This window comes from Spirulina major PCC 6313 (genome assembly GCF_001890765.1).
Taxonomy (GTDB): Bacteria; Cyanobacteriota; Cyanobacteriia; order Cyanobacteriales; family Spirulinaceae; genus Spirulina; species Spirulina major.
The window spans coordinates 624,253-641,077 of the sequence record NZ_KV878783.1; the positions used below are offsets into that span (position 1 = coordinate 624,253).

At 53.5% G+C, this 16,825-nt stretch carries 16 protein-coding genes and 1 pseudogene; 3 read left to right on the forward strand and 14 right to left on the reverse strand.

Annotated elements, in window-relative coordinates:
• Positions 1–40: 40 nt before the first annotated feature.
• From iscB to SPI6313_RS02855, 6 genes and pseudogenes are all read right to left on the reverse strand, one after another.
• Positions 41–1,315 carry an RNA-guided endonuclease IscB gene (gene iscB, locus SPI6313_RS02830; protein ID WP_072619625.1) on the reverse strand — a complete coding sequence of 425 codons (1,275 nt, stop codon included), beginning with the start codon at positions 1,313–1,315 and terminating at the stop codon, positions 41–43.
• A gap of 570 nt (positions 1,316–1,885) precedes the next feature.
• Complete coding sequence (locus SPI6313_RS02835; protein WP_072619626.1) at positions 1,886–2,632, reverse strand: HEAT repeat domain-containing protein; 747 nt, start codon at positions 2,630–2,632, stop codon at positions 1,886–1,888.
• A 57-nt stretch (positions 2,633–2,689) separates the two neighbouring features.
• Positions 2,690–3,857, reverse strand: a pseudogene (locus SPI6313_RS02840) (RRXRR domain-containing protein).
• Between the two features lie 234 nt (positions 3,858–4,091).
• Positions 4,092–4,604 carry a GNAT family N-acetyltransferase gene (locus SPI6313_RS02845; RefSeq protein WP_072619627.1) on the reverse strand — a complete coding sequence of 171 codons (513 nt, stop codon included), beginning with the start codon at positions 4,602–4,604 and terminating at the stop codon, positions 4,092–4,094.
• Positions 4,568–4,756: a hypothetical protein gene (locus SPI6313_RS02850; RefSeq protein ID WP_072619628.1), complete on the reverse strand. Its 189-nt coding sequence runs from the start codon at positions 4,754–4,756 to the stop codon at positions 4,568–4,570. Before SPI6313_RS02850 ends, SPI6313_RS02845 begins: the two co-directional genes overlap by 37 nt.
• Before the next feature lie 67 nt (positions 4,757–4,823).
• Positions 4,824–5,168, reverse strand: coding sequence for a cupin domain-containing protein (locus SPI6313_RS02855; RefSeq protein WP_072619629.1), 345 nt, complete (start codon positions 5,166–5,168; stop codon positions 4,824–4,826).
• Positions 5,169–5,312: 144 nt separating this feature from the next.
• Between SPI6313_RS02855 and SPI6313_RS02860 the strand changes: the two genes are divergently transcribed.
• Positions 5,313–6,608 carry an SPFH domain-containing protein gene (locus tag SPI6313_RS02860; protein WP_072619630.1) on the forward strand — a complete coding sequence of 432 codons (1,296 nt, stop codon included), beginning with the start codon at positions 5,313–5,315 and terminating at the stop codon, positions 6,606–6,608.
• A 46-nt stretch (positions 6,609–6,654) separates the two neighbouring features.
• Here SPI6313_RS02860 and SPI6313_RS02865 read toward each other — a convergent pair whose 3' ends face one another.
• On the reverse strand, positions 6,655–7,770 hold the full coding sequence (locus SPI6313_RS02865) for a TFIIB-type zinc ribbon-containing protein (protein WP_072619631.1): 1,116 nt from the start codon (positions 7,768–7,770) through the stop codon (positions 6,655–6,657).
• Between the two features lie 129 nt (positions 7,771–7,899).
• On the opposite strand from SPI6313_RS02865, the gene SPI6313_RS02870 reads away from it, so the two are divergent.
• A complete protein-coding gene (locus tag SPI6313_RS02870; protein WP_072619632.1) occupies positions 7,900–8,769 on the forward strand; it encodes an NAD(P)-dependent oxidoreductase in 870 nt (289 codons plus the stop codon).
• A gap of 52 nt (positions 8,770–8,821) precedes the next feature.
• Here the strand turns inward: SPI6313_RS02870 and SPI6313_RS02875 are convergent, their stop codons facing one another.
• From SPI6313_RS02875 to SPI6313_RS02905, 7 genes are all read right to left on the reverse strand, one after another.
• Positions 8,822–10,489, reverse strand: a complete 1,668-nt coding sequence (locus SPI6313_RS02875; protein WP_072619633.1) for an iron uptake porin — start codon at positions 10,487–10,489, stop codon at positions 8,822–8,824.
• Positions 10,490–10,982: 493 nt separating this feature from the next.
• Positions 10,983–11,594, reverse strand: a complete 612-nt coding sequence (locus tag SPI6313_RS23280; RefSeq protein WP_175551051.1) for a hypothetical protein — start codon at positions 11,592–11,594, stop codon at positions 10,983–10,985.
• Positions 11,595–12,846: 1,252 nt separating this feature from the next.
• On the reverse strand, positions 12,847–13,152 hold the full coding sequence (locus tag SPI6313_RS02885) for a PIN domain-containing protein (RefSeq protein ID WP_072619634.1): 306 nt from the start codon (positions 13,150–13,152) through the stop codon (positions 12,847–12,849).
• Positions 13,149–13,409, reverse strand: a complete 261-nt coding sequence (locus SPI6313_RS02890; RefSeq protein WP_072619635.1) for a DUF2281 domain-containing protein — start codon at positions 13,407–13,409, stop codon at positions 13,149–13,151. Before SPI6313_RS02890 ends, SPI6313_RS02885 begins: the two co-directional genes overlap by 4 nt.
• A 45-nt stretch (positions 13,410–13,454) precedes the next feature.
• Entirely contained in the window at positions 13,455–14,186 is a 732-nt protein-coding gene (locus tag SPI6313_RS02895) for a Uma2 family endonuclease (protein ID WP_072619636.1), read from the reverse strand.
• 200 nt (positions 14,187–14,386) lie between these two features.
• On the reverse strand, positions 14,387–14,674 hold the full coding sequence (locus SPI6313_RS02900; protein ID WP_072619637.1) for a hypothetical protein: 288 nt from the start codon (positions 14,672–14,674) through the stop codon (positions 14,387–14,389).
• A 68-nt stretch (positions 14,675–14,742) separates the two neighbouring features.
• Positions 14,743–15,219, reverse strand: a complete 477-nt coding sequence (locus tag SPI6313_RS02905) for a thiol-disulfide oxidoreductase DCC family protein (protein WP_072619638.1) — start codon at positions 15,217–15,219, stop codon at positions 14,743–14,745.
• Between the two features lie 141 nt (positions 15,220–15,360).
• Between SPI6313_RS02905 and zds the strand changes: the two genes are divergently transcribed.
• Complete coding sequence (gene zds, locus SPI6313_RS02910) at positions 15,361–16,806, forward strand: 9,9'-di-cis-zeta-carotene desaturase (RefSeq protein ID WP_072619639.1); 1,446 nt, start codon at positions 15,361–15,363, stop codon at positions 16,804–16,806.
• Positions 16,807–16,825 lie beyond the last annotated feature (19 nt).

The window sequence follows — 16,825 nt, forward strand, 5'->3', positions numbered from 1 at the left end:
GAAGAAAACCGACTCAAGCGGCTTTAGCCGCCCGCAACCTTCAGAGTGTATAGGCATAACCGTCCCTCTTATGAATTGATTTACAGTATTTGTGGCTGATCCCAGCCACCCTCCCAATCTTGGTTGCTATGTCGAAGCTGCCAGAGGCACGGCAAAGAACCCGTCCTAAGTAGGAGCCAATCTTCTGGCCTGCCGTGACAGTTGCAACAACGATGTCACCCGTCTGGAAGCCTTTGTGTATCTGTACTCGTGACCGATGGCGAGAGGGAAAACCATATCGATCAGTGCCACACATCTGACGGGTTCCATGCCCAGTTGCTTTAATCAACAAAGGCTGAGTCGTGAGAATTTCTAGCCGATTGACCATTCCCACACAGGCAGCATCCAGCCAATGAGTTTTAGGCAGATTGAGCCGAGTTCGGTTGTATTGGGTTTGCCCCCCTGAGCCAGTGCTAACCGGTAGACCTGTTTCTTTTAGTGCATTGAATAACGCCCATCGGGTAGAGTTGACCGCAGCAGCGTCCTTAAGTGGTGCTTTTGCCTGTGCCAAAATGCGCTTCAGTCGGTCAGGCTTGCCTGATAAAAACTCTTGGACAGGCAGATTACTCTTTGCCCTGTTGCACGGTTCGCAAGCTAGCGTCAGGTTAGACACCCGATCAGAACCGCCTTTCGAGCGAGGTTGAATATGCTCTATCTGCAACGGTGTGTTTTCAGCCTTGCAGTAGGCGCACTTGCGTCCCCACTTCTCTAGCAGGTATTCCCTGACCTCATCGCCTGCCAAAGTACCCTGCTGGTATTCAGTGCCACTCATCTCAGGGTTCTGAATGACCTGAGTATCAAACCGGACTAACTCTTGGGAGATACCCGCAATGGGAGCATAACGGCATAGCCGATTAACCCATGTCAGGGTAGTTTTGACCCGATGCATTAGAGAAGGCGCTAACCATCCTTCAGCACGGGTGCGGTTGAGAAACCGAGGCGCACGATAGCGGGTTTTGCGATTGCGCCTCCCTCTCCGCAGTTGGCTACGACTTAGCAAAGCATCTTTGATGCCTTGCCCCCGGTGGGTAAGCTCTGCTGCCCAAACGACCGTTGAACCATTTAGAATGGCTAGCCCAGTGGTTTTTGAGCCTGGATCAATCTTTAACTGTAAAGGTTGGATTTCGGATTCTGCCTCCTGTTTCAACATGATGGTGAAAGGATATTGGCGGCACACCGCAGCCTTTCCCTGACTTAGCAAACACCGAGCCTCTCCCGGATGTACCGGATTGAGCATTTGCTTCTTCGTGTCTAGAACAAACACAAAGTTGGACATTGAAATCTCCGTAGAACGGGTAATGGTTTCCTCGCCAATGTTTTCAAGGCTTGTTGAAGCTCACGGCACTGTCTACATCCCAGCTTCAACTGTTTAACCGTTAACGACAGAGCTACAAACTGGAAAGCATTCGCAGGTGTCATGACCTCAAAAACGTAGCCAGTTAAGGCTTAGGCTGGTCAGCTAACCAAAGCTAGAGGCATGAAGCCCCGTCACTTTAGTGCGGGGTGCTGACAACACGATACACGATCATCGGTGGGTTACGGCGGACTGTCGGATTGCAGTGATAGCGGGAGTTTAAGCCGCCTAACCCACCCTACTGGACTATTGCAGTTAAAATAGTGCAATAAGCTGATCGGCAGCTAAATTGCATCCTGATTTTTCTGAGTCTCTTTATAAGAGAGCTTTAGGGCGAGTGGCACAGTGTAGCTTGAATGCTGATTAGCTTAGAATTTTGATGTTTTTTTTGCATTGCAGAGGATTTCAGCGATTTTCTAATACATAGCTTTAGCCGAAACAGTCCACTACAATCAAGCTCGAATCAAGCCTGATTCTAGCGGTGCGATGGCATTACACCAATCCTTCGAGTTCTAAATCTTCGATCATTTGCAAACCACGGGGATCGCCCACTTTTAAGAGGGCGGCTTTTGCGTCTTCGGTCACGCCCATGTCTTGATCTTCCACGAGGGATTCTAGGAGGGCATCGATCGCGGTGGCATAGACCACATTAGAGGGGAGTTCGCGGCAGAGTTGCCCGATCGCCCAGGCGCAGTTGCTGCGCACGGCGGGGATTGCATCGCGGTGGAGGGATTGAATCAGGGGGGGCAGGGCGGTGATGATGTCGTTGTAGTCGAGGTGGGCGATCTGGGCGAGGCCACTGGCGGCCCAGAGGCGGACGGCGGGGATGTCGGTTTTGAGGGCATGGAGGAGGGGTTGGACGGCGCGGCGATCGCGACAATTCCCCAAGGCCCAAACAATCCCTTTGCGCACGTAGCCATTAAAATCGCCGTAATATTGCCGGATCAGGGGTTCTACGGCTGCTTCGGATGGATTGCGCCCTAACCCATAGGCCACACTCACCCGCACCAACGGACAGACATCCGTTAACAGCCGAATCAGGTGGGGAATGGCGCGGGGGTCGCGAATTTCACTAAAGGCGCGGGCAGCGATAATCCGTTGGGCATTGTCCTCGGCGGTTAACAACGCCAACATGGCCTCTGGATCAGGAGGAGCGATCGCCGGAACGTGATCCAATTCATCCAAAGGATCATCAAGTTCGCTCTCAAAATTCAGGAGGCTCAATTCGTCGTCGTTCATCAAAAACTCCTTGTGGAAACCCCCACCTCGCACCGCAGGTGGGGGAGGAAACAAGCGTCAGGCAGCGGGGTTAAATGCCCCACTGACTGACAATCTCTGCGGGCAACTGACCAAAATACCCGTGGCGCGATAGAGTAGCTCAACCTTGGCAGCACTAAACTGCCCAATACGCTTCCCAGTGAACTCAGAAACAGAAACTTGCCGAGTTGTATCCCCACTCACATAGCCCACCGAGACGCGACCTGCCATCTCAGCCCGCACTAGATCGCCCTTCCGGAATCCATGGCGGGTTACTGTGCCCCCATATTTGCGGCGTAGACCCTTTTTACGGGGAACCATGAGGTGCAGTTGCCTGCGACTGATGGGTGGCCGTTTAATCACCACAAATGGGGCAGATGTGAGCTTAACCTCTCCAAACCAAAGATAACCGTGACTGCGTTTCCGGTGGAAGGGACGATACTCGATGAAGTATCCACAGGCTAAAGCGATACCATCTACCGCATGGGTTTGGGGAATTTGTTCTGCTTTGTCCTGAGACTTCTTCAATCCCAGGGTAGAGCGAAGTTGAGCGGTGCCATTGCCATCCTGCTGCCATCCGTAGCGAGTGTAGACAGGGGCAATCTGCTCCATTTTCTCAATGGCGTAGGCTTGCCCCACCATGACCGGAGAGAAACCTTGCCCAGATTTTGCTCCCTTTCGACCTGAGGTTAAGTCCACGTCGGCGCGAACTTTCTCGTAGCCAATGGTGGCAATGGGGAACAGTTGGGACAACTCCTGAACAACTCGAAACTCTAGGTCTCGGTTGGCTCGGATACTGGGGGGCACCTTTTGGCGGGTTTCGGGTGGTAAATCGCTTTTGGCGATGATTTCGTAGCTGGAAGGGTAACTCTCGATTAATCCGCCGACGGCGGCGAGAACGCCGTAGCATTCTGCGATGATCCATCCGTTCACGCACCTTGGGGTAGGGGAGTTCTAGGTGGGACTGGAATAATGTCGCTTGAGCGGATTGAACGGCAATCCCTGAATAGAGTTTGCCGGGATCGACCCCGACCACGATGGGCTGGGTATTACGACCCGATGGCTCCGCTTTCAGGCGCACTACCTTAATCCGTAGATTGGTTTTCACCCATTGGGCCTTGCCCTGCGCTACCCACCGTTGAGCGCGACTACTCTTGGTGGGCATGGCAGGAGTACCATCAGGGTTTTGGACTGGGATGCGTTGCATGGAAGATAATTCCAAAACTACAGGTCTCTTCAGCCAGTGAGTACGGTGTTTCTGGGCTGAACCCACTCCCTGAGATTCCAGGGCCTTACAAATAATCCGATTTAGAGAAGCAACCGGAAGTGTTGCCGTACTAACCTTGGTGGCCTATTCGCAGCTACGACCGGGTTATCTCCGGTCACTCCCCCACCTCGGCGGATGCCAGGTGGGGGTCATTGAACGGGGTTACATCTGGGTTCACGGAACATCAACCGGACTGTTCTGGGGAATTGCCTTCAGCATCAGCACAGATTGGGGTTGATAGCCAAGACGATTATACAAAGATAAAGCGGCCTGATTTTCTGCAAACACCTGTAAGCCAATTTTGCGATAGCCCTCTTGGGCTGCCCAGGCTTGGGCTAAATCCATCAATGCCGTACCAATGCCGCACCGTCGATGGGTTGGCACGACGTAAAGTAAAAAAATGTGAACGTAGCGATCGCCGCTCACCTGCTCGATCGCATGACCCCACCAAATACAGCCGATCCGCTCTTGGCCATGGATGACCCACCGCAGCGGCGTTTTGGCGCTGAGGTAGTAGTCCAGGGTGGGGACGAGGTGATCAAATTGCTGTTGGTGGGGGAAGATTTCGCGATAGGCGGCGAGCAAGGTGTCAATTAAGGCAAGGCGATCGCCCACCGTGCCCACCTGCCACTGATACCCCGACGGCAGATTCACCCCTGGGGATGAGACTCCGACGGCATGATCCATTGGGGCGCATTGGGGGCATCTTCGGCGGAAACCGGCGCGGGGGCCATCATGTCCGAGGGCAGCCAAATCCGCGCACTCACCGCCACCAATGCCACCACAAAAATCAGCACCACCAGCAACGGTGCAATGACTTGACGTAAAAAAGCGACCATAAAAAAACCTGAATAGCGAGGATGATATCAAGATAAAAACCGTTCTTAGTGTATCGTTTCGCTGGGTTCAGCGGGCGGGCGATCGCACTCCAAAATAGGTCAACACCAGCGGTTCCGTCCCCGTATTGCGCACCTCATGGCGTTCTTGGGGTTCCACCAGCACACAAACCCCCGGCTCCAAGCGATGCACCTGCCCCTCAATGGCAATCTCCCCCCAACCCGACTCGACAAAAAACACCTCCGCCATATCCCCATGGGCATGGCTGGGCGCAATTTGACCAGGGGGAAATGTGGCTTGGGCAAATTGAATCACGGGTTCGGCCTCCCCTGGGGCCAGCAACACCGTTTTAGCGATCGCGCCATTGTGGGACACTGAAGTCGCAACTTGGCGATGCAAACTCGTATATTTCACCGTCTTTTCTCCCGTCCTCTAATCCTGATCAAGTCTAGATGCGTTTCAGAACAGCTTTGGCTAGGATAGAACCAATTGAGCAGATGGGTGAGTTGCTGAAACGTAACGAATCGTAACTATTTCGCCAATGGAGCATAGATCAACATGGGCTTGTTTGGACGTCAGCTAATTGACATCATTGAATGGTTAGACAATACCAACGACACCATTGCCTACCGCTTTGAACGGTCAGATAATGAAATTAAACAAGGGGCAAAATTAATCGTTCGTCCCGGTCAAAAAGCTGTCTTTGTCAACGAGGGATTTGTGGCCGATGAGTTCACCGAAGGAACCTACGAACTCTACACCCGCAACCTCCCGATTCTCACCAGTTTAAAAAGTTGGAAATATGGCTTTGAATCCCCGTTTAAAGCAGAAGTTTATTTCTTCAGTACCCGCATTTTTTCTGACTTAAAATGGGGCACATCTAACCCCATCATGATCCGGGATAATGAAATGGGCCCGGTGCGGATTAGGGCCTTTGGTTCCTACAGCATTCGCGTCAGTGATCCACGCTTTTTGTTGGAGCAAGTGATTGGCACGGATGGACTCTTTCAAGTCCATGAAATTAGTAATCATTTGCGCAATGTGATTGTCCCTTCCGTCACGAGTTGGGTGGCCAGTTCCGGGATCGCCCTGCTTGATTTTGCCGCCAACTATCGCCAGATGGGCGACCAGGTGAAAGCCGCTGTCCAAAACGACTTTACGCCGTTGGGGGTGGAGATTGCGCAGTTAACGATTGAGAATATTTCCCTGCCGAAAAATGTTGAAGAAGCCCTCGATAAACGGTCTTCCATGGGCATTTTGGGAGATATGCAGCAATATACCCAATACCAAACGGCGGAAGCGATCGAAAACTTTTCCCAACAACCCGGCGGCAGCAATCCCGGTATGGGGATGGGGATGGGGATGGCCATGGGGCAACAGATGGCCAACGCGATGCAACCCCAATCTGCCCCGGCAGCCCCGCCACCGCCCCCCACTGCCAATCAGTGGTATATGTCCAAAAATGGCCAGCAGATCGGCCCGGCAGCTCCGCACCAGTTGGCCCAACAGGGCTTAACCCCGGAAACGTTGGTGTGGTGTCAAGGGATGCCCAGTTGGCAACCGGCGGCCCAAGTGCCCGCTTTGGCCAGTGCCTTGCCTGCGTCGCCGCCCCCTGTGCCGCCCCCGACGGCCGCGCCACCGCCGCCCCCGATCGCTGATGCACCACCACCACCCCCGGCGGATGAAACGCCGGAATGGTATATATTCCGCAGCGGCGATCGCACCGGCCCCTTCACAAAATCCCAACTGGTGGAACAGGGTGTCACGGGGCGCACCAATGTATGGCGCAATGGCCAAGGGGATTGGCAACGGGCGCGGGATATTCCCGATTTAGCCGATGTGATTACGGATTGACGGGGCGATCGCTGGCTGATTTAAGGTGCGATCGCCGGCTTGGATGCTATCCGTACTGAATGATCAGCCAGATCACGATCGCCGCTCCGATTGTTCCTGCGATCGCCAACAGCGTCACCTTCCACACACTGTAGGGATGATCCCCTTGGACTTCCCCGGTGATCGCATTGATCAACACCTGAAACTGCTTGTTGTTGTAGCGATAGGCCGTCAACCACACCGGCAGCAAAATATGCTTAAACGTCACGCGATCGTACTGGGTTGAAACCGAATGCACCCGCTGATCATCGCCGCCAATATCCCGCTCCACATCCCGATGAATCTGTGCATCCATCACTCCCTTGGCCACCTGAAAGCCTTCCTCTAGGCTGACTTGGGGGCGTTGGGCTTCAAATCCAGCCAAAAACGACGAATTGTAGGGCTGCAATGATCCCGGCAATCCCCAGGGTTCGAGGGCATCGAGACGTTGACGCTCCACCGCCGTACTCGCGGCGACTAGCACATCATCAAAAAACCGCGACACATGACCCCGCGCCGGATACCAGCGGGTATGGCGCACCTGTCGCGTTTTGGTGACGGATTTTCCCTCGGAATCTGTGGTTTGGTAGGTTTCGGTGGTGTAGTAATATTCACCCCGTTCGCCTCGGTAGCGGCTGGCGGTGTCGGCATCATAGGTCCAAAACGGCAGGTACATGCCTTGCAGTTGTTCCCCTTGGGCGAGTTTGGTGAGGTTATTGGGGGCGAGCCATTGAGCCTTGAGCCATTGTTTAAACTGCTTGAGGGCATCCCGTCGCCCGATGCTGAAGGGAACCACGCCCTGGGGCGCGATCACAGGGTTAGCGGTATGGGCTTGGGCAACGATCGCAGCGGCACAAAAAGGACAAGTCCCCGCCGTTTGGGGTGGTTCAAAGGTGATCGCCGCGCCGCAGTTGTCGCAGTCCACCTCTAGGGCCGTTTGCGAGAGGGTGCTCAGTTGGGAGGCCTCGACGGTGAAGCGTTGGCGGTGGGCATTGTAGTCCTGTTCTGCGATCGCCGCCCTGTTGCCCTCTGGAATCGCATCTTCCCAACCGCAATATTGACATTGCAACTGGGCCACATCCGGGCTGAAGGCTAAGTCTGCGCCACATTGGGGACAGGGAAAGCGTTTAATCTCATCAGTCATGGCAACGGCGTGAGGGGAGATGATAGGGGATTCTTTTCGAGTGTAGGTGAATTTGATCCGGGGGGCGATGTCCTCAGCGTTTTCCCAAAGTTTCTTAAAATAACGGGAGCACAGAACAAGGAGTTGACGATGAGTGAAGCGATCGCATTTTTAGGTCTAGGGGTGATGGGGGGCTATATGGCGGCCAACCTCGCGAAACAGGGCTACAGTGTCACGGGTTGGAATCGCACCCCGGAGCGACCGGGATGTGCGATCGCCGCCGCCGCTGGCGTTGCGATCGCCGCCACCCTTCAAGACGCGGTACAAAATACCCCCGTGATCATTTCCTGTCTTGGCGATGTCCCTGATGTCGAAGCCGTTCTTGTGGGTGAAGTTACACAATTCGCCCCCGCCAACGCCCTGATCATCGACATGAGCACCATCGGCTCCCAAGGCGCTCGCCACATCGGCGCGAAACTTGCTGCCCAGGAATTCCGCTTCCTTGATGCGCCTGTGTCCGGCGGGGATGTGGGGGCAAAAAATGCCAAGCTGACGATCATGGTGGGGGGCGATGCGGCGGATTTTAAGCAAGCCCAACCCTATTTTGCAGCCATGGGCCAAGCCGTCACCCACTGCGGCGGCGTAGGCAACGGCCAAGCCGTGAAAATGTGTAACCAAATCCTCGGTGCAATGAACCTTGTCGGAGTCTGCGAAGCCATGCTCCTCGCCGAAACCCAAGGTATTGATCCCCAGTTAATCGTCGATGTCTGCAATCGCGGCGCATCGGCATCTTGGACGTTAGAAAATTTAGGCATGAAAGTGGCCAAAGGCGATTTTGATCCCGGCTTCATGGTGAAACACATCCTCAAAGACCTCCGCCTCGTCCAAGAAATCGCCGCCGGCGGCTCGCAAGAGTTACCGGGAACCCAATACGCCGATCGCCTCTTTAAGGAAGTCGAAGCCCTCGGCGGCGCAGAGCAAGGAACCCAAGCCATGATCCGCGCCTACCGCGAAAGTTAACCCGAAGGCCGAGAGCGATCGCCCCCACTCATCAGGAACGCACCGTGCGGGCTTAAAACGACAATGTGGTGCGTAAACCCGCAATCACAATCGGATCGCTCCCGGCGTTATGCCCCGAATTGAGCAGCAAAATCACCCCCGGCGTGAGCGTGACATGGCGCGATAACCGCCAACGATAGAAGGCTTCGAGGTGATAGGTACTGTCTCGCCGGCCGCCATTCGTATTCGTGGTTAAATTCCCCGCATAAATACTCGGTAAATTTCCCGTTAATGCCCCATTCACCGTTAAATTACTCTCCGTAATTCGAGGCGGAACCCCAAAGAAGATCGCGCCATAATTCCCCGCCGCGAACAGATCGGGAAATTGCAACGAAACCATCCAATTATTCGTTTGCACCGATCCGGCATGATTCACCTGGCGCGAGGTGGTGAACCCGACCCAGCCGCCCAAGGTGACACCATCAGCGATCGCCCAGTTGGCCGTCGCCCCAAAGGCATCGGTATTGAATCGCGCAGCGGTAAAGGACGAAATATCGCTATCGCCGACTCCGGTTTGCAGTCGTCCGGCATTGGAGCCGGAATAGGCATGGAGATAGTACAGGGCGAGGTCAATGCGATCGGTGGGGGTGAGGAAAGCTTGCACGCCTGCGGTATAGCCATCATTGAAGAGGCCAGCGGTGGAAGCATTGGCGAAGGGAGCCGAGTAGACTCCTTGGAGGCTGAGGGTGCGGGTGGGTTGCCAGTCGAAGCCGACCCCGGCGGTGGTTGCGCCGATTTGGATGATCGGGTTGCGTTGGGCGAAGCGGGAGAGGGGGCCAAAGCCGGCACTTTCGACCCGTGAGGGGCCGCGAAAGACGTTGACGGGGTTCACGCCTGCGGGGCCAACGATCATCGCGAGGTTATCGGTGAGGAGTTGGCGATAGGTGACATCGCTGAGGATGAGGTTATTGTTGGTGTTGGATTCGTAGCCGAGGCGGGTGAAGTTGTTGTTGAGCAGGCCAAAGTTGCTGGTGAAGTCGCTGGTGTTGAGGTTGCCTGCTTGCATCCCGGTGAGGAGAAAGCTACGCGGGTTAAATTGGGTCAGCAGGGTCAGTTGGGCGTTGTAGCCGAGGCTGATTTCGTCGTTGGGGTCGGGGGTGTCGGGGTTGCCGTCTCTGCCAAAGGTTCCGTCGGCTTTTTGGGCATCGGCGCTGTTGCTCAAGCGTCCTTGGAGTCCCATCACGACTTGGCCGTAGAGTTTGGTGGTGGTGGAAAATTGGTTATCGCTGAGGAAGTTAACGCGGCTTTCGAGGTTGTCGATCTGACCGTCGAGGGTGGCGAGTTCGGTTTCAAACTCTGCCATGAGGCGGCGCAGGGTTTCGAGGTCGTCACGGGTGACAAAATCGGTGTTTGCGGTGAGGAGGGTTTCGAGTACGTTGGCGCAGGCGTTGAGTCCGGCGGCGAATTCGTAGCGGTTGAGGGGGCGTGACCCTTGAAATGTGCTGTTGGGATATCCCTGGAGGCAGTTGTAGCGTTGGATCAGGTCGTTGAGGGCGGTATAGGCCCAGTCGTTGGGGTCTAGGTCTCGCAGTTGGTTGACGTTGGTGATTTGGCCCAGGCTGTCGGGGTTGAGGAGGTCGGCGGCTTGGGTGCTGGCGGTGGGGAGGGTTTGGGCGATCGCGGGGGTGGCGATCGCGAGGGTGAGGGCGGTGAAGGGAATGGGGTTAATTGAGGGGTTCACGGTGACAGTTTGAATTTAGGAATATTGTGGGTATCGCGTGGCTGTGGTCGATCCCCCTAAATCCCCCTTAAAAAGGGGGACTTGAATTAGCTCCCCCCTTAAAAAGGGGGACTTGAATTAGCTCCCCCCTTAAAAAGGGGGACTTGAATTAGCTCCCCCCTTAAAAAGGGGGACTTGAATTAGCTCCTCCCTTAAAAAGGGGGACTTGAATTAGCTCCCCCCTTTTTAAGGGGGGCTGGGGGGGATCATGAGGGTTGTGGAAATTGAGATTGATCTGTGTGTAAGCGATCCGCCCATTGCGTGGCTTAATGTTGGGAAGCGCACCCCGCCGGGGATTCAAATCCCCGGCTCATAGCGAAAGTAGGCTAAAGCCCACTCAATACATAAAATGCCGTAACCCGTTTTAACGGGTTTGAGCTATGAGCCAAGAACTTCAGTTCTTGGCGGTGTGTGGCTCCCACGACATATCTTGACAACGGTTCGCAACACCCGGTTATTGATACAGGCCCGGTGTCCAGATGGGGATGATGCGGGTATGTACGCCGTTGGGTCGGAATTGTTGGGGTTGTTGGGCTTGGGTGCGTAGGGTGGTTTGCCCTGTGCCGCCGGGTTCGGTGAGGGGTTCGGGGGTGGTGAAGGTGGTGGCGGTGAGTTCGGGAATGTCTGGGGTTGAGATCGTTGTGGTTGGGGGTGTAACGGGTGGGGTAGGCGGTGTTACGGATGTGGTGGGCGGTGTGACTGTGACAGGTTGGGTAGTGGGCGTAGTGGGTGTGGTGGGTGTGGTGGGTGTGGTGGGTGTGGTGGGTGTAGTGGGTGTGGTGGGCGTAGTGGGTGTAGTGGGTGTAGTGGGTGTGGTGGGTGTGGTGGGTGTAGTGGGCGGTGTGACGGGGGCTTCAAAGGAGAACCCGGTGAGGGAGGCGGGGGTGTTCAGGGTGATTGTGCCGCCCGTAATGTTTTTGGAAACAGCGCCCAAAGTATTCCAAGCTGAATCTACCGTGAGATCGAGGTTGCCAGCAAATGGGGTTGATGTGCCGTTCACATAAGCGTTACCTGTAAACTCATTATTACCAGGATTATGATTGACATAACCGAAAGATTGAAACACCGTTGCTCCGAAGGGAGTGAAGGCATAATTATCGGTCTCTCCTGCGGCGAATGGCCCGGTATAAACGCCATAGGGGGTGATGAGTGTCCCAGTTGGATTTTGTATAACATCAAAGAAATAATCACCAGAAACATTACCCCCAGTTACATTTATTGTGACTTGTGCTTCGCTGGGTGCAGCCCCGATTAACATTGAACCCAAACCGATTCCAGCAGAAAGCGAAAGGGCTACACATTGAGTTGAAAAGAGTGATTTCATTGTTTTAGATGTTGTGGTTTCTAATGTGAACAGAAAAGTGGGGGTGGTGCGTTACGGCGGAATGAAGATTAATCGATTGGAATGACCATTTATTGCCGCCTAACACACCCTACGTTTTTGGTTTTTATTCGGTACAAAATAAACATTTTTCATTAAAACCTCCCAAAAAAATAAACAAACAAAAACACCGGATGAGCCAAACGCTCACCCGGCAAAACCTGAACTCAGCCAGTGAATATTTTGCGACGAAAGAATAGTCTTGCGTCGCGGGTATCGCCCCCCTTAACCCAAGAGCAACATTCTCCCCCCCCCCTACAGCCATCAGCGTTTCAGCCAACACCCCCGCCCCACTGAAGAGCAACGCAGGAGCGCAACGAAACACAAATTTCTGGCAATCAGAGAATATCAACACGGGAAAATAATCAAATAGTAATAGATCGAAAAACTCTAAACACGAATGTAGCTATTCCCATAACCCCCGTCAAGACAAAGTGATCAAACTCACGCCACTATATGACGGTGATCGCGATCGCCCCCATCCCAGTATCAATACCCCAACACACAACGCCTAGGGTTAAGTGAGGGGTAACGGAGGGGTGATCGCCCCCTGCCCGCTTTTCAGATTATTTTTGAACAAGCTGTAGCCGAAACAATCAACTAAACCAGTTCTCAACGTTCAATTCCTGCAACGCTTGATAATCAGCCAGATTGCGCGTCACCAAAATCAAATTATTTACTCTGGCGATCGCCGCAATTTGTCCATCTGCAAACGGTATGACTGTGCCGACTTGCTGATTGACTGACAAAACTTTGGAAATCCTTACCCCCTGGGTGTTTCAGCGATCACCCTGGCAAGCAAGCATAACCAAGGACTGGTAAGGCTTTTGCCGATCTGTACTCAACACCGAGATGGCTCAAGATCAGGGGCATCCAATTCTCTAACGCTAAACCCCTTACCAGGAAAGGGGTTTCGGGATTCAAACATGATCTTTTGTCAGTCAATCAGGCCGACTTGTCTTAACTTAGCCCGTGCGATCGCGTGCCATTGAGCAGCCTCGGTAGTGTAGCTGAGGATCGGTAACTTGGCCAGCACCTCATCTTGTAAATATGCTGCGATCGCCCGACGCTTACGTGAATCGGGCAACGATGCCATACCGTAATATATTTCGTGATACACCACTGACGCGGTAGCAATACTCTGCTGGTTTTCTGTGATCTTCTGGATCACAGCTTGACTCGGTTGTGGCTTCAACGGCTCAGATAAAATATTCGTATCTAGCAGAAACCGGAGCGAACTCATAGAACAACCTCCCGCCCTGGTGACGAGTCACGAACACCTGAAAAGACCTCATCTGGATTAATATCCAAAGATTCGATCTGCCACTTTTGACGGAATTTAGCCAGCCCATCACCGAACAAGGCTGATGTTTCACGTTCCACTGGTGTGGACGAGTGGATTTCTCGCGTTTGCAAAAACTCGGCAAAATGTAACACTTCTTGTTGACCCACATCGGGCAAACTGCGCAGAATTTGGATAACTTTTTCTTCAACTGTCATTTAAAATTTCCTCCGTGTACTCAAAAATAGAGAGAGCGATCGCCCTCACACCGCATCCGGATCAACGCCTAACTCCCGCAACTTTGCCCGGAGCTTTTCAACCTCTTCATGGGCTTTTTCAGCCCGTTCATACTCTCGCTCCCTTGGCAACAAGACCAACTGCTCATTGGGAAAATAGAACCGCAACCAATCTGTTGTCTCTTGCACAATTGAACCGTGCCAAGTGCCAAGCCATAAGCCTAGGGCTTCACACCAGAGCCAGCCCTTATCATTAGGCTGTAACGCCACAAACCCATTACCTTGAAGTTCCCAACCCTGTAAAGATGTTGGATCAGCGGGATTGTAGACAAAATATTGCTTAATGTTGAAAATCTGTTCGTAAATGTTCTTCTTTTCCGTGAGATCAACGTTTGCCGTCGAGGGCGACATCAACTCCACAATCACATCCGGGTACTTTCCCCCCTCTTCCCAAACCACCCAACCTTGACGTTCCCTTGCACCATCTACATTTAACGCCACAAAAAAATCAGGGCCACGGAAATCTCGATTTTTAATTTGCTGGAGGCTGTAGTAGATGAACATATTCCCACTCGCGTAAAAATTTTTACGGGGTGAGAGTGCGGCATATACCGACTCAATCAATAGGTTCATCGCTAGGCGATGGCGGTTACTTTCCAAGGGCACTCCATCATCAAAAACAAGATCAGTGGGGGGGAGGGTTGGCAACCAGACATCTGGCTCATGGGTTGTAGTGGTTGAGGTGATGGGTTGCGTCATAGGTCTTCACTACAGTTGTTTTGAACTACACAGATTCTAGCGTGGAAATTTGGGTTAGAAGCAGGGGTATTAGCAAAGCGTAACGCACCGTTTGAGCATCCCCGTATGGTGCGTTACGGCGAAATTTAAGGTTAATCGGTGGGAGTTTGTCATTCATCGCCGCCGATCGCGCCCTACTTTTACTGGGGGTGCGATCGCCCTCACACCGCATCCGGATCAACGCCTAACTCCCGCAACTTTGCCCGGAGCTTTTCAACCTCTTCATGGGCTTTTTTAGCCCGTTCATACTCTCGCTCCCTTGGCAACAAAACTAACTGTTCATTAGGAAAATAGAACCGCAACCAATCGGCCTGCTCTTGCAAAATTGGGCCGTGCCACGTGCTAAGCCAAAGCTCTAAAGATTCGCACCAAAGCCACCCTCTATCATTGGGTTGCAACGGTACATACTGGCGATTTTGAAGCGTCCAACCTTGCAGTAATTGGGGCATAAAATCACTTAACGTGACATCTGCTAACTCAAGATCACTCGTCAGATTCTGAGATTAGAAATAAGACATTAAAGGGATTTGTTGCGATAGGTTGATTCGGATGCGGCATAGTGGCAATCGCGATCGCACAATTTCGCCTCTCGTTCCGCGACGATCTGCCGCAAACTGGGGCGGCCGGTGATGGGGAGTCGCAGCATCGCCCAAATGCCATAGAGCCAATCGACAACAGGGCCAATGATCGGCCAACGGGTTGCCCCATAGACCCAACCCAAGCCGATGACGGCGTAAATCTGCCGAAACACTTCGACATTTTTCAGCACCGTCCCATCCGCCCGCACAGCATGGATGCGTCCCATGGCATCCTCAAAACTGACCCCGCCATGATCTGCGGGATCATAGTCGTCGTCCATGATATCGACGAAAGCCAGACGACCCCGATCCCCGTCGCGTTTGCGGAGAAAGTCCACCTCATGGACACAGATCGGACATTGGCCGTCGTAGAGGAGTTTGATGGCCCAGGTGGGCGGGGTTTGGGTGGCGGTCATGGCGCGTTATGTGAAGAAACGTTACAGATTTTCAGTGTAGAAAATTATGGTGCGATCGCGCCATCTACACCCCCCGCCCAATGCTCCCCAGAATCATTTACAATTTGTGAAGAAATCTTAAACATTTACAGTCACACCATAATGCGAGTTGCGATCGTTGGCGCAGGGTTAGCCGGGCTTGCCACAGCCATTGAATTAGTCGATGCCGGTCATGAAGTCGAGATTTATGAAGCGCGAAACTTTGTCGGCGGCAAGGTGGGCAGTTGGATCGACAAAGACGGGAATCACCTGGAAATGGGGTTGCACGTCTTTTTTGGCTGCTATTACAACCTGTTCGACCTGATGCGGAAGGTGGGCGCGTTTGACTCTCTGCTGCTCAAGGAGCATACCCATACGTTTGTGAATTCGGGTGGGCGCATTGGGGAGTTGGATTTTCGGTTCTTGACGGGTGCGCCGTTTAATGGCTTGAAGGCCTTTTTTACCACGTCGCAACTCAATGCGGTGGATAAGCTGACGAATTCCCTGGCGTTGGGGACGAGTCCGATTGTGCGGGGCTTGGTGGATTTTGAGGGGGCGATGCGGACGATTCGCGACCTCGATGCGGTGAGTTTTGCGGATTGGTTCCGCAGCCATGGCGGTAATGATGGCAGCTTGAAGAAGATGTGGAATCCGATCGCCTATGCTTTGGGATTTATTGATACGGAAAATATTTCGGCGCGGTGTATGCTGACGATTTTCCAGTTTTTTGCGGCGAAAACCGAGGCTTCGGTGCTGAGGATGTTGGCGGGGTCGCCCAATGAATACCTGCATCAGCCGATTGTGAACTATTTAACGGAGCGGGGGGTGACGATTACCACCAATTGCCGGGTGCGCGAGATTCAGTATGAGGGCGATCGCGTCACCGGATTAAGCCTGGCCGATGGGGAGGGCGATCGCACCCTCACCGCTGATACCTATGTGGCAGCTTGTGATATTCCGGGGATTCAGCGGCTTTTGCCTGAAGGTTGGCGCAAGTGGCCCCAGTTCGACAATATTTACAAACTGACGGCGGTTCCGGTGGCAACGGTGCAATTGCGTTTTGATGGTTGGGTGACGGAAATGAATGATCCCGCCAAGCGTCAACAAGCCGAGGCCTGTGGGTTGGATAATCTCCTCTATACCCCGGATGCGGATTTCTCCTGTTTTGCGGATTTGGCTCTGACGAGTCCAGAGGACTATTACCGCGAGGGCGAGGGGTCTCTGTTGCAATTGGTGTTAACGCCGGGTGATCCCTTTATTAAGCAGAGCAATGAGGCGATCGCGCACCATGTGCTTGATCAAGTGCGGGAACTGTTCCCCTCGGCGCGGGAGTTAAACATGACTTGGTACAGCGTGGTGAAATTGGCGCAATCACTTTATCGCGAAGCTCCCGGCATGGACCCCTACCGCCCCGCCCAACAAACCCCCGTTACCAACTTTTTCCTCGCCGGGAGCTACACCCAACAGGACTACATCGACAGCATGGAAGGGGCGACGATCTCCGGACGGCAGGCAGCAGCGGCAATTTTGGCAGCAGTGGCCGAGGGGAAGGAAGCGATCGCCGTTTAATCTGCCCCTCAATTCCGAA

What these genes read in the sequence shown, in the direction of transcription:
- iscB (WP_072619625.1), bottom strand. Translation starts at nt 1,315, where the DNA reads ATGTCCAACTTTGTGTTTGTTCTAGACACGAAGAAGCAAATGCTCAAT.
- SPI6313_RS02835 (WP_072619626.1), bottom strand. Translation starts at nt 2,632, where the DNA reads ATGAACGACGACGAATTGAGCCTCCTGAATTTTGAGAGCGAACTTGAT.
- SPI6313_RS02845 (WP_072619627.1), bottom strand. Translation starts at nt 4,604, where the DNA reads ATGGATCATGCCGTCGGAGTCTCATCCCCAGGGGTGAATCTGCCGTCG.
- SPI6313_RS02850 (WP_072619628.1), bottom strand. Translation starts at nt 4,756, where the DNA reads ATGGTCGCTTTTTTACGTCAAGTCATTGCACCGTTGCTGGTGGTGCTG.
- SPI6313_RS02860 (WP_072619630.1), top strand. Translation starts at nt 5,313, where the DNA reads ATGGGCTTGTTTGGACGTCAGCTAATTGACATCATTGAATGGTTAGAC.
- SPI6313_RS02865 (WP_072619631.1), bottom strand. Translation starts at nt 7,770, where the DNA reads ATGACTGATGAGATTAAACGCTTTCCCTGTCCCCAATGTGGCGCAGAC.
- SPI6313_RS02870 (WP_072619632.1), top strand. Translation starts at nt 7,900, where the DNA reads ATGAGTGAAGCGATCGCATTTTTAGGTCTAGGGGTGATGGGGGGCTAT.
- SPI6313_RS02885 (WP_072619634.1), bottom strand. Translation starts at nt 13,152, where the DNA reads ATGAGTTCGCTCCGGTTTCTGCTAGATACGAATATTTTATCTGAGCCG.
- SPI6313_RS02890 (WP_072619635.1), bottom strand. Translation starts at nt 13,409, where the DNA reads ATGACAGTTGAAGAAAAAGTTATCCAAATTCTGCGCAGTTTGCCCGAT.
- SPI6313_RS02895 (WP_072619636.1), bottom strand. Translation starts at nt 14,186, where the DNA reads ATGACGCAACCCATCACCTCAACCACTACAACCCATGAGCCAGATGTC.
- SPI6313_RS02900 (WP_072619637.1), bottom strand. Translation starts at nt 14,674, where the DNA reads ATGCCCCAATTACTGCAAGGTTGGACGCTTCAAAATCGCCAGTATGTA.
- SPI6313_RS02905 (WP_072619638.1), bottom strand. Translation starts at nt 15,219, where the DNA reads ATGACCGCCACCCAAACCCCGCCCACCTGGGCCATCAAACTCCTCTAC.
- zds (WP_072619639.1), top strand. Translation starts at nt 15,361, where the DNA reads ATGCGAGTTGCGATCGTTGGCGCAGGGTTAGCCGGGCTTGCCACAGCC.